The sequence below is a fragment of the Pseudoalteromonas luteoviolacea genome, from assembly GCF_001750165.1.
GTDB lineage: Bacteria > Pseudomonadota > Gammaproteobacteria > Enterobacterales > Alteromonadaceae > Pseudoalteromonas > Pseudoalteromonas luteoviolacea_G.
Genome location: NZ_CP015411.1, coordinates 3,986,858 through 3,999,342 on the forward strand (window position 1 = coordinate 3,986,858; position 12,485 = coordinate 3,999,342).

At 43.7% G+C, this 12,485-nt stretch carries 12 protein-coding genes; 6 read left to right on the forward strand and 6 right to left on the reverse strand.

Annotated features, from left to right (window positions below; all coding sequences use genetic code 11):
• Nucleotides 1-166: 166 nt before the first annotated feature.
• Both S4054249_RS17030 and S4054249_RS17035 read left to right on the forward strand, forming a co-directional pair.
• Nucleotides 167-1,408, forward strand: coding sequence for an oligosaccharide flippase family protein (locus tag S4054249_RS17030; protein ID WP_046357916.1), 1,242 nt, complete (start codon nt 167-169; stop codon nt 1,406-1,408).
• Between the two features lie 10 nt (nt 1,409-1,418).
• Nucleotides 1,419-2,426, forward strand: a complete 1,008-nt coding sequence (locus tag S4054249_RS17035) for a glycosyltransferase family 2 protein (protein ID WP_046357915.1) — start codon at nt 1,419-1,421, stop codon at nt 2,424-2,426.
• A 16-nt stretch (nt 2,427-2,442) separates the two neighbouring features.
• Here S4054249_RS17035 and S4054249_RS26980 read toward each other — a convergent pair whose 3' ends face one another.
• The gene (locus tag S4054249_RS26980; protein ID WP_155401413.1) at nt 2,443-2,619 is read right to left on the reverse strand and encodes a hypothetical protein; all 177 of its coding nucleotides are present in this window, start codon (nt 2,617-2,619) and stop codon (nt 2,443-2,445) included.
• Nucleotides 2,620-2,632: 13 nt separating this feature from the next.
• Here S4054249_RS26980 and S4054249_RS17040 point away from each other — a divergent pair, with 13 nt between their 5' ends.
• The 3 genes from S4054249_RS17040 to S4054249_RS17050 are packed head-to-tail and all read left to right on the forward strand — an operon-like array spanning nt 2,633 to nt 6,653.
• Nucleotides 2,633-3,904: a polysaccharide biosynthesis/export family protein gene (locus S4054249_RS17040; RefSeq protein ID WP_046357914.1), complete on the forward strand. Its 1,272-nt coding sequence runs from the start codon at nt 2,633-2,635 to the stop codon at nt 3,902-3,904.
• Between the two features lie 10 nt (nt 3,905-3,914).
• Nucleotides 3,915-5,315, forward strand: coding sequence for a GumC family protein (locus S4054249_RS17045; RefSeq protein WP_046357913.1), 1,401 nt, complete (start codon nt 3,915-3,917; stop codon nt 5,313-5,315).
• Between the two features lie 3 nt (nt 5,316-5,318).
• Complete coding sequence (locus S4054249_RS17050; RefSeq protein WP_046357912.1) at nt 5,319-6,653, forward strand: O-antigen ligase family protein; 1,335 nt, start codon at nt 5,319-5,321, stop codon at nt 6,651-6,653.
• 8 nt (nt 6,654-6,661) lie between these two features.
• On the opposite strand, the gene miaE is transcribed toward S4054249_RS17050, so the two are convergent.
• Nucleotides 6,662-7,450 (reverse strand): tRNA isopentenyl-2-thiomethyl-A-37 hydroxylase MiaE, encoded by a 789-nt coding sequence (gene miaE, locus S4054249_RS17055; RefSeq protein ID WP_046357917.1) that lies wholly within the window; start codon nt 7,448-7,450, stop codon nt 6,662-6,664.
• 210 nt (nt 7,451-7,660) lie between these two features.
• Between miaE and S4054249_RS17060 the strand changes: the two genes are divergently transcribed.
• Nucleotides 7,661-8,260: a Yip1 family protein gene (locus S4054249_RS17060; RefSeq protein ID WP_046357911.1), complete on the forward strand. Its 600-nt coding sequence runs from the start codon at nt 7,661-7,663 to the stop codon at nt 8,258-8,260.
• A 111-nt stretch (nt 8,261-8,371) separates the two neighbouring features.
• Here S4054249_RS17060 and purF read toward each other — a convergent pair whose 3' ends face one another.
• The 4 genes from purF to folC all read right to left on the reverse strand — a co-directional run bounded on the left by purF (nt 8,372) and on the right by folC (nt 12,474).
• Nucleotides 8,372-9,898 carry an amidophosphoribosyltransferase gene (purF, locus tag S4054249_RS17065; protein ID WP_046357910.1) on the reverse strand — a complete coding sequence of 509 codons (1,527 nt, stop codon included), beginning with the start codon at nt 9,896-9,898 and terminating at the stop codon, nt 8,372-8,374.
• An 18-nt stretch (nt 9,899-9,916) separates the two neighbouring features.
• Complete coding sequence (locus S4054249_RS17070; RefSeq protein ID WP_039608475.1) at nt 9,917-10,411, reverse strand: CvpA family protein; 495 nt, start codon at nt 10,409-10,411, stop codon at nt 9,917-9,919.
• Between the two features lie 61 nt (nt 10,412-10,472).
• The gene (locus S4054249_RS17075) at nt 10,473-11,201 is read right to left on the reverse strand and encodes an SPOR domain-containing protein (RefSeq protein ID WP_046357909.1); all 729 of its coding nucleotides are present in this window, start codon (nt 11,199-11,201) and stop codon (nt 10,473-10,475) included.
• 10 nt (nt 11,202-11,211) lie between these two features.
• The gene (folC, locus tag S4054249_RS17080) at nt 11,212-12,474 is read right to left on the reverse strand and encodes a bifunctional tetrahydrofolate synthase/dihydrofolate synthase (RefSeq protein ID WP_046357908.1); all 1,263 of its coding nucleotides are present in this window, start codon (nt 12,472-12,474) and stop codon (nt 11,212-11,214) included.
• Nucleotides 12,475-12,485: the final 11 nt, after the last annotated feature.

A 12,485-nucleotide genomic window follows, 5' to 3' on the forward strand; every position in this document is an offset into this window, starting at 1 on the left:
GCACTTTGCAAATTAAAAAATATCTGCATTGCAAATTGCGAGTACAGCGTCATTTGACAAAGCGAAAAATTACAAAATAACCAGTTATAACATAAAGTTAAAAATATAATCAGAGTTGGCGTAATTATTGATTGATATAGGTATCACTTAAAACCGAGTAAACCGGATGCAATCAAATAAACATTCACTGAAGCTCCTACTGCGTAACACCTCTTGGCTGGTGGGTGCAGAAGTCGTAGCTAAAGCGACACGCTTACTGAGCATCATGGCAATGGCAGCATTTTTGGTACCTGTCGAGTATGGCGCAGCCATGTTGGCACTGAGTATTCATGAAGTCATTCGTTTACTGTTGCGCTCAGGTACTGGCGCGCAAATCATTCGTGCAAAAGACAGTGATTTACCTGATTATCTTTCAAATGGCTTGTGTATACAATGGTTACTGTGCGTTGCTCTTTGCTTAGTACAACTCATGACAGCCTATGCCACTCAATGGCTTTTCCCAGAACATGACATCACCACCTTAGTGGCATTGATGGCATTTACCTACTTAGTATTTCCGATGGTCAGCACGCGAGCATTTTTAGTACAGCGCGATAACCGCATGGCGCTGTTTAGCATGATCAGTAGTTGTTGCATTATTCTAGAAAATACCACGATCGCTGTTGCACTTTATTTTGACGCAGGCTTATTAGCGATTGTTTACGCAAAATGGGCATTTGCACTATTATGGCTTGGTGCTTTTTCACTGGTGGACACTCTGCCTCATAAAATAGGCTTCAAGCGCGATACCTTTTTTTATTTACTTGGCTCTTCTACGCAACTCGCTGCTGCTGAAGGTCTGCGCTCACTGCGCATGAACATGGATATTTTCATTGGTGCAAGATTACTTTCACCTGAACTGTTTGGCCTTTACAGCTTTGCTAAAAGTGCGGGCATTGGACTTGCCATGTCAATCAGCCAAGCCTACATCACAGCGCTTTACCCGTATGTTTGCCAGCAACAAGAAAATGCACAAACGGGCAACCTAAATCAAAAAATCATGTGGGTTACCGCTGCGGTATCTGCCATTTTTGTATGCCAATCTGTGCTGGTCCCAGTCTATGTACCTCTTCTTTTCTCAGCAGATTGGCAGGCAAGTTTTACAACAACCAGTTTATTGTGCCTTATTGCAATCACCACAGTATGGTCAGACACCTACAGTGCGATACTACGCAGTAAAGGCCTATTTAAGGTAGAAACACAACAGTGCGCATACTGCCTTATTGTCTCAACCATCGGTGTATTGGCTATCGCACCACAGCAGCCAGACACATTTGCCCTAGTTTTACTTTTGAGCAGCATCTTGTGGCTGGTATTTCCTGCTATCAATGTGCTTCTTGTCAAATTCAGCGCCATCAAAGCCGCCTAAGGAGCTTGCTATGAATACTTTAATCAATCCAACAGTTAGCGTCGTTATTCCAATGTACAATGTAGGAAAATATATTGAGCAAAGCATCGGCTCGGTACTGAAGCAGACTTATCAAGACTTTGAAATTTTATGTGTTGACGATGGCTGTAGTGACGATACTCTGGCTAAAGTCGCACAGTTTGATGACTCACGTATTCAAGTCATTCAACAGCTTAATCGCGGCCTATCAGGTGCTAGAAACACTGGAATTCGAGCAGCGAAAGGCAAATATATTGCCCTACTGGATGCCGACGATTTCTGGTCAGCAAAAAAATTAGAGTTACATGTCGCACACTTAGACAGCAACCCTAAAGTGGGTGTGAGCTACTGCCCATCTCTATTTGTAGATGAAGACGGCGCACCTCTTGGCATTGGCCAGTTTCCCGCTTTAACAGACATCACCAAAAAACAAATTTTTTGTCGTAACCCTGTAGGTAATGGCTCTGCGCCAGTTATCAGAAAAGCGGTTTTTGATGCAGTCGCATTTCAAGATGGTATGCGTGCATGGACACAATACTTTGATGAAGAACTGCGTCAGTCTGAAGACATCGAGATGTGGTTAAGAATGGCACTAGATACTGATTTTGAATTTGAAGGTATTGCACAGCCACTGACTTATTATCGCGTCAATGCATCAGGCTTATCATCTAACTTGCATAAGCAATTTACAAGCTGGCAGTATGCAGTTGATCAAAACCGTATCGGCCATGAAGCGTTCTTCAATCAATATGCTTCGCTGGCAAAAGCTTATCAGCTACGCTATTTATGCCGCCGTGCGATTCAGTCAAGAAATAGTACTCAAGCGATTAAATTGATGCACCAAGCACTTAAAACTAACTGGCGTATTTTGAAAGAAGAGCCAAAACGCACCCTAGCAACTTGGGCTTGTACGTACTTAAGTACATTGCCTGCCTGTATTTATAACACCATAGAGAACGCGGCAATGCGCGGTGTTTCATACATTCAAAAGTCGCATTAACGTTTATCAATCACATTCAATCCCCCAAAATAGAAAAACCAGCCAAGGCTGGCTTTTCTATTTTGCAAACGCCACTCAATGCAAATTGCAAAAAGCCAATATAAAAATCGCAAAATAACATTATAACTTTCTGTTTTTTAATGATTTCGACAACTGGCCTAATTAATGCTTTATTTAAGACAGTATCTTTCATTAAGGAATAGACTATGACAGTCACCAGCATTACAACAAAGCTAAGTATATTAGCACTTGTGTGCAATATCGCGCTGACTGCTGGCTGTGCACATATTGACGGAACAGTAGAGTTAGAAGATAACGACGACCGTTTTTATGGCCACCCTGATGCACAAGGCACAGTGATTAATCCAGCAGAGCCCGGCACAGTATTCGCAGCCGGTTTAGATTGCTCTGGCGCGAATGAGTTTGCCATTTCAAAACAGTATCGCGTCGACAAAGCGATTGTTACGCACCCAAACAACCAAGCCCCCGTACCTGTACTTGGTGGAAGAGATGCAAATTCTTTACCACTGAGCCCGGGCGACTTGATCGACATTCATATGGAGTTTGGTGAAGGCTTCAATGGCCGCTATATACTGGATAGCTCTGGCCTACTGGAAATGCCTGTGATTGAACCTATTTTTGCAGCGGGTTTGACCACCAAACATTTAAGCGAACGCATTGAGCTGGCATTGATTAGAGCGAATATATTCAAGGCGCATACACTTGATGTAAATATTAAAGTGCTGAACTTAGCATCCATAGAAGTGCCGGTATCAGGCGCAGTGTTTGAACCAGGTCGCGTGACAATTAATGCAACTATCCCCTCGCAAGTACAGCAAGAGCGTCTTGCAGCTTCTGGCGACCAAAGTAAAAAGCGTTTATTGTCTGAAGCGGTTAGAACCGCATCTGGTATTCGCCCTGATGCAAAGCTCGACCAAGTGATTTTAATTCGCTCAGGCTGGCAGGTAGAAGTAGACCTCACAGGTATTTTAACAGGCGAGCCGGTCACTGATTACGCGTTAATCGCAGGTGACCAGGTAATAGTGCCAAGCACAGGTTGCTTTCAACCTCACTTGGTTAGACCCTCGCAAATCACACCAAAGGGTTTTCGAGTATTTATGTCTAACTTGATAGATTCTGCGGAGAGTAATTCAAACGCCGCCATCGGTCGTTTTTCAAGCAGCTTGCCTTATGGGACGCGTTTATTGCAAGCCGCCGTTTCTGCCAACTGTGTGGGTGGCAAGTCATATACTAACGCCCCTCGTCGCGTGGTATTAGTAAGCACTCACCCAATTACAAAACAGACACAAGTGATAGAGCGTTCAATCGAGCAACTTATGCGTATGCCTTATAGAGATAAAATCAATCCATACGTAATGCCAAATGACGCTATCGCCTGTTACGACTCTGATATCACTAATCTGAGAGACGTAGCGCAAACAGTTTTAGACTTAGTCGCACCATTCAAGGTGTTTTAGGAGGTGTATCATGGGTACAGCACTTCAAGTCACAACGCCATACAGCCGCTTTAGAGCAACGATTTATCGTTGGCTGCGCAGACCCTACTTAGCTGCATGTGCGGTTAGCTATGTTGTCATTACATTGTTGGTGATTGCCTATTTGCAAAAAGCACCCACATTCAAAAGTGATTTTGACATTGTGTTACCAGGCACCGGTGCAAACAGCCAAGTTAATATTGATGAAGTAGGCCAAGTTGTCTCGTCGACCAGTGCGCCATTCGGTAAAGGCTATAACCCGCGCGTCAATTATAAAGAAATGATCATGAGTCGTAACCTGCTCGACAGCGCAGCTAAAACAATGAACCTCACAGGTCGCGAGTTTGGTAATCCAAAAGTACGCTTAACCGAGCAAACCTCTATTTTGAATGTAGAAACAACCGGTGGCTCACCTCAAATTGCACAAAATAAAGCCTGGGCCATCTATGACGCGCTACAAGCACAGCTTGACCATTTGCGTGCAGATGAGGTTAAACGTCGTGACGAAAGCATCAAAGCCGTGTTAGACCAGTACCGTGAGCGTCTAAACCTAACGCGCAACAATATCATTGATTTTCAACAGCGCTCACTCATTGTTTCGGCTGAGCAGCTGCAAAGAGAAACCGCAACTTTATCTTCAATCAGAGAAAAAATGGTGATGATCCAAGCGGAGATCGGCCAAGGCGAGGACTATGTAAGCCAGTTGAGCGTTGATTTAGGTGTGTCACCTGCCATGGCGGGCCAAGCCTTTGTACTACAGTCTGACAGTGAGTTCCGCGGCTATCTATCAGAGCTTACCTCTAGTGCATCTCAGTTAAGCGAATACCGCTCACGTTGGGGAGAAGGTCACCCTAAAGTCAAAGCAGAATTTGCTCGCTTTGAATATTCAAAACAGTCGCTACGTAATCGCTCGCAAGGTTTGGTGGGTCCAAACGCAGCGCACATATTCACGTCGCTAGATTTAAAAAACAACCCAAAACGTGCGCAACTTTTTGCAGATCTTATTAACGCTTACGCTGTTAAAAAAGGCAAAGAAGCAAAATTAGTTCAGCTAGACCAAGCCCAAACATTGTTAAACGAAAAAATTAAAATATATGCACGTGAGGCTGCAGAGCTTGAACGCCTTCAACGTGAGTTTGACCTAGCAGAAGCGGTATTCACCTCAGCAGCTGCCCGTTTAGAAGCAAGTAAAGCCGATGTGTTCGCTTCCTATCCGATCGTGCAACTTATGACACCACCTTCGATGGCTTTCAAAGCAGTAAGCCCTAAAAAAGGGTTGGCTATTGCTGCGGCACTTTTTGCGATGATTTTCACATCACTTGCTATATTAATGGTTAATAAGCGCAGAGAGATCGTTGCACTCGTTGTTGAGAAGCCAAAAGCAAAAGGATAATGGATGCTACTACTGTCAGCATTACCTGGCGAGAAAAAAGAATTTGTCAGCTCAGAAGAATTCGTCGTCTGGGCTGGCTTAGTGCTGACCTACCCTTCCTTTTTAACTGGCACACTATACGTTCTCGGCTCAGTAATCGGCTGGATCTTATTTGCCATGGTGATCACCCGCCTCTACGTTGAAGTCGATAAAAAGCATAGCCGCGTTAACCCTATGGTGTGGTTATGGATCATAGCCATGTTGGTGATGCTGGTGGCGCTCATTATCGCCCATTTTAATTGGTCATTAGGCATAGGGAAAACCATAAAATCATCCATCGGCTGGATGAAAGGTTGGGCGCTTTTAGCGCTGTTTCCTCTGATCGGTAACTTAATTCAAATTCGCAAAGAAGTCGTGATCCGTGCGGTATGCATCATCGGCATTCAAACCCTGATCTTTGCTGTGGTTTCTTTTATTTTTTATTTAGGCCGCTTACCCGGCGATATTTTCCTCTCTCCGTTAAAAGTCATAGGTGGTCCTGGGGAAAGCTTTTTTATGGTCAGTTTTTACGGCATAAACCCAGAAACCGGTGCTGGTAGATGGCGCTTTTTCACACCTTGGGCCCCTGCTGCTGGGTTTATGGCGTGTATCTATCTGGTATTTTGCCTGCAAGAGCAAAACGCCCGTATTCGCCGCTGGGCCATCGCTGGGTGCTGGGCCATGCTACTGCTTTCTCAATCTCGCGCAGGCATTGCCATTTTTATCATGCTTTTTCCTATGGTGATGTTCAGTGATAAATTCAAAGAACCATGGTTTTTATTTTTACTCGGCTTTTTAGTGCCCGTGATACTGTTGCTTGGTGAGCCTGTGTATCAATGGGTAATGGACTCTTACGAAGCCGTCAAGCAACAGCGACCAGGCTCAACGCGAGTACGCCAGGCGTTAGCCAATATAGCCGTGCAACGCTGGGAAGCAGAAGCGCCTATTTGGGGTCACGGTATTGTTGAGCGTGGGCCAAAACTCGTTGAGCGTATGCCAATTGGCTCTCACCATAGCTGGTATGGACTGCTTTTTGTCAAAGGTATTGTTGGCGCCATCGCCCTTGCTGTGCCCATGGCACTTACCTTTATTTACTTTTTATGGAAATCACAAGACTCTAAAACAGCACAAACCGCATTGTGTTTAATGACGGTGTTTATCTGTTATAGCTTTTTTGAAAACTTGGAGATTTTATCGTTTTTGTACTGGCCGGCGCTGCTATGGTTTGGCATCGTATTCAAAGGCGAGAAAGCATATCGCGCATCAACAAGAAAGCACAGACAAATAGAGCACTTTCCAAGCAGACGCGCGGGGCGTTAATTACGTTTTTAAGCCGCTACAGGGACACCACTGTGGAATTTAAAGTCTTCATCCGGTGTATCTATGAGTGCATTTTCAATGGCTTTAAACTCGGCAATACGCGCAGCCACATCAAAACGTGTCGGATCAGTTGCCTGCGCCACTTGCTCAGCAAGCTCAATGTAATCCTGATAGTGGCGCGCTTCAGAACGCAGTAGTGACACATAAAAACGCGCGAGTTCGTCATCTAAAAACGGCGCAAGCTTAGCAAAGCGCTCACACGATCTCGCTTCAATGAATGCACCAATAATGAGCTTGTCAATTAACGCAGCTGGCTCAAACGTACGCACATGCTTGATCATACCCGCAGCATAGCGAGATGCGTTTAGGCTTTGTACACGCAGGCCTCTTTGCTGAATAATTTCAAGTACCTGCTCAAAGTGATGCAGTTCTTCTTTAATAAGACGAACCATTTTGTCTAATATATCTTGGTTGTAGGCATATTCTGGTTTTGCCGTTAAGCTGCCAATTAACTCGTTTTTGCTCGCTGCAAACGTGCCATCACCTATTTTACGATATACAAAATCCTCATAAGGCTTCACCCAGCCCAATAACGTTTTTGCTGACTCATTATCGACAGCATATTTACGAATTAAAAATGCTGCGCTTTGCGCCGCTTTTAATTCACAATGCATATGGTCAACAAGAAGTCGTTGCAAATTGTCAGGCTTTTTAGCCTCTTCAATCCAACTGTCGGGTGTACATGTGCCCAAGAACTCGTAAATCGGTGCAAGCAAATCTGCGTATTTATCTAGCATCATCATCAAAATATTTCGAACTAATGACGCAATTCTATCACACACTCACCATGGCACTCTATCTTGGCGTAGCGGAAATAACATGGCTTGATTGTTTGGGATCAAGTACACCTGTCGTTTAACTCGAGTTTCTTGACAAAATTTAACCAATATTTCATATGTTAATTGAAGTTGTGTAAAAAACACTCAACAACAAAAGAGAGGCTTTGTATGATTTTAAACCACTTGTGGGGGCTCTATGCTCACCCAATTGAGGAGTGGCAGACGATTGATAACCATCATGAAAATGCCAGTTTTAGCCTATCACATATGATAGTAATAGCCCTGATCCCAAGTATTATGGGGTATATTTCTTCCGTTCACCTAGGCTGGAAAGTTGGCGCCGGTGATGCAGTCTACCTCACACATGAAAGTGCACTGCTTATAGCGATAGCTATGTACTTTGCACTGATCATCGGCGTATTTGCACTTGCCTATTTAGCGCATTGGATGGCAGTCACCTTTGGTGCCGCTCCGACATTCACACAAACTCTTGAATTAGCAGCTTACACCTCAACCCCGCTATTTATGTCAGCCATTGCCGCCATTTATCCTGAACTTTGGTTTGTGGTGAGTATTGGCATTGCCTCTGTCGCTTACTCTGTATACTTGCTTTACACAGGTGTGCCTATTCTCATGCACATCCCTGAAGAAAGAGGGTTTATTTACGCCAGTTCAATGGTTACATGTGGGCTTATTTTATTGGTGATCATTCTTGCTGCAACAGCTATTTTATGGACGAATGGCATAATTAGCCCTACATTTACTTAGGGTAGCGTGGTGATTCGCGCTGCCTTTGCTTTTATCCTAAAAACGAAATCAAACTAAAAGGGCGATGGTTTATACCATCGCCCTTTTTACATATTCGAGTTCAAGCGGTGTTTATTCGCCTTCACCTGTTTCTTGGTTATGTAGCTCTAAGCTCGCTGACATGGCTTGCTCACGCGTTGATTTTGCTGAGTCATTTCTCAGTGCATCAATACGGTTTAAGTATTCTTGATCTACATCACCTGTGATGTACTGACCGTCAAATACTGATGTCTCAAACTGACTGATTTCAGGATTTTCAATGCGAACTGCTGCAATTAAATCTTCAAGTGACTGGTAAATCAAACCATCAGAACCGATGCTAGCGTTGATATCCTCAAGTTCACGACCATGAGCGATTAGCTCTGCAGCAGATGGCATATCGATACCATATACATTCGGGAAGCGTACTTCAGGTGCAGCTGATGCAAAGTAAACATTTTTAGCACCCGCTTCTCTGGCCATTTCGACGATTTGTGCTGAAGTTGTACCACGTACAATTGAGTCATCTACTAATAGCACGTTTTTGCCAACAAATTCTCTATCAATGGCATTAAGCTTGCGACGTACAGATTTCTTACGCTGCTCTTGTCCAGGCATGATGAAAGTACGGCCAATATAGCGATTTTTCACAAAACCTTGGCGATATGGCAGATTGAGTACAGAGGCAATTTCAAGGGCGATATCACATGAAGTTTCAGGGATTGGAATAACTACATCAATGTCTTTATCCGCCCACTCGCGTTGTATTTTTTCACCTAGCTTAGTACCCATATTTACACGTGACGCATAAACAGACATATTGTCGATAGTCGAATCTGGGCGAGCAAAGTAAACAAATTCAAAAATACATGGCGCTAGCATGGTTTTATCAGCGCACATCTTCGAGAAGAATTGACCATCTTCGGTCACATAAATCGCTTCACCAGGGGCTACATCACGTACAAAATCAAAGCCATCAGTAGCCAGTGCAACGCTTTCAGAGGCAAACATGTACTCAGTACCATTGTCTGTGTCACGCTTACCAAACACCAATGGACGAATACCATGCGGGTCACGAAATGCCAGCATGCCGTGACCAATAATCATCGCAATACTTGCGTAACCACCTGAACACTGAGCATTAACAGCGGCAATTGCGGTGAACATGTCATCTGCATCAAGCTTCATTTTGTCACTGCAACCTAGCTCATATGCAAGGATATTTAACAGGATCTCTGAATCTGAAGTCGTGTTTACATGACGTCTAGCCTTGGTAAACAAACGCTCTTTCAGCTCAGCTGCATTGGTCAAATTACCATTATGCGCTAATGAAATACCGAATGGTGAGTTTACATAGAAAGGCTGTGCTTCAGCAGAGCTTGAAGAACCTGCAGTAGGGTAACGCACATGGCCAATACCGATATTGCCCTGTAGTCGTTTCATATGACGTGTGTGAAACACGTCTTTTACCAAGCCGTTTGCCTTGCGAAGGCTAAACGTATTGTTGTCAATGGTAATGATGCCCGCTGCATCTTGACCGCGGTGTTGCAAAACAGTTAAGCCGTCATACAAGGCCTGATTAACAGGAGATGTTCCGACTATCCCAACGATACCACACATTAAAAAATTCCTCGCCGATTAACGGTTTGCTGAATTTAAAAAGCTCGAATTGTTCTCCAAATAAGAGAAAAACCACTCAATAACAAATCCAAATTCAGGGATTACTACCGACGCCTTCCACCAATCTGTATCTGGGGCTTTGGTGAAAGCATCGAGAAAGAACAACAGGGCGCTGACCACTAATACTCCACGCATAGCACCAAATAAGATGCCAACAACGCGGTCTGTGCCAGATAATCCTGTACGCTGTACAAGTTCACCCAATATAAAATTAACCAATCCACCTAATACCAGCGTCGCGACAAATAGTATGGCTATTGCTGCTGCGTTTCTTAAAAGGGGTTCTGAAACAAAGGTAAGGAAAGTGGATAGATATTGATAAAATAGACTGGATATAAAGAATGCGCCAACCCAAACTACAAGGGACATAGCTTCTTTTACAAAGCCGCGTATCAGGCCAAAAAAGGTAGAAATACCGACAACTGTAAATATGGCGTAATCAACCCAAATCATAATAACCAACAAGTCGTTAATTTTGGGCGCATTTTATAAGACACGCCCTAGAATTGCCAGATCAATTTGCAACCTTAAATTGAGTAAGTCGGCCGTTAAGCTTAGTTAACTTCTTTAATTCTGGTAACTTAGCTTCAAGTTTTTGCTTATTTAAATCTGGTCCAACAAATACTTTTGTCAACGTCCCATTGGGGGTTTTAACCGGACGAGTAAAAGTTTTAAAGCCATTGAGCTTAAGTTTAGCAGTCAGCGCATCAACATTTGCTTTATGAGAAAAGCTGCCAAGCTGTATTACATACGCCATCTTCGAAAAGTTTGAGTTCTCTGGACGCACTAGCTTGGGTGCTTTGACCTCTGCGGTCACAGCTTTCTTAGGTTCTGTAATTTGCTCTTCAATAGGCTGCTTAGGTTCAGGCTTAGTTTGCGATTCGCTGGGTATTGCTGCCGCTTGTTGCGCCTCAGACTCATTAGGCTCTGTGTCGACCGAGTCGGTTGAGCTCCTTTCCTCTGCTTCTATCGCCGGCGATGGGTCTTCCACGCTTACAACCGTAGATATGTCATCGGCTGGAATATCTTCAATAACTTCTGATTTAGGCTGGATCGCCAATTCAGCACGAGTATCCACTGCCTCTTGCAAATCAATAGATGTAAATTCAGGTCGCTCAGGAATTTGTTGAAACCCCTCTTTGTAATGCACTTTTTCGCCATCCAAAATATTTGGAATAAATACGATGGCAGCGATCACTATGATACTGGTACCTACGAGGCGATTTACAAATCCTGAGTTCACATCTTACTCTCTATTTTTTCCAATACTTTATGGCATCTGCAACTGTGAAGAATGAGCCAAATATAATCAGCACAGAGCGTGCATCTTGAACAGGTAACAATGCATCTAATGCTGTGTGTACTGAATCAAAAGCGGCAACATCTTGTTGCTGAGTTTTTCCTAATGCTGTTCGCATATTTTCAGCGCTTTCGGCACGTGGACCACTGAGCGCCGCACATGACCAATGATCAACGACATCTCTCAACTCATCAATCACTGCTGATTTATCTTTATCAGCAAGCATAGCGACTAAGACGTTAATTTTAAAGCCCTGATTTTTTAAGTCGAGTAACTTTGTACGTAAATAACGTGCTGACTCTGGATTATGAGCCACATCTGTGAACACTAAAGGTGTGTCACTAAGCTTTTGAAAACGCCCTTCGACCTGCAAATTATCTAATACCTCAGGAATTTTGGTATGCTCAGGTAACAGATTTAGTCGTGCTAACGCAGTCAACGCGGTTGCTACATTCTGTGCAGGAATACTAGGCTGTGTTAACGTCATATCATATTCTTGATACTGCCAGCGTAAACCATTATCAAGTGGAGTGAAGATAAAATCACGCTTTGATAAAATCATTTCTGCGTTAATTTCATCACCGTAATCCGTAACAGTATGGGGGATATTAAGGTCACCCACTATTGCAGGTGTCTGTGTTCTAAAAATACCCGCTTTGTCATACCCAACAAGCTCACGTGTATCACCTAAGTACTCTTTATGGTCTAAATCTATGGTGGTAATAACGCTCGCATATGGCGTGACTATGTTCGTTGCATCATATCGACCACCTAAACCGACTTCAAGCAATACATAATCCACTTCATAACGCTTGAATAAAGCCAGCGCGCCCAGCGTGCCAAACTCAAAATAAGTCAGCTGAGTTTCACCGCGACCTTGCTCTAATTGGTAAAATGCATCAACGTGATCTTGATCGCTCAGCTCTTGACCATTAATGCGCACACGTTCATTGTAACGAATAAGGTGCGGGGAAGCATAGGTACCAACAGAATAGCCTTGTGAAAGTAACATCGCTTCCATACAACGAGCTGTTGTGCCTTTGCCGTTAGTGCCACCGATTAGAATTATTTTACTGGAAGTATCAAGTAAATGAATATTGTTTGCGACTTGAGCAACACGTTCCAACCCCATTTCGATATTCGCAGGGTGCAGTTGCTCTAAATAACAAAGCCAATCATCTAAGCTCGATGATTGGCTAGGTTTGATGTGTGACATAGCTAGCTCAA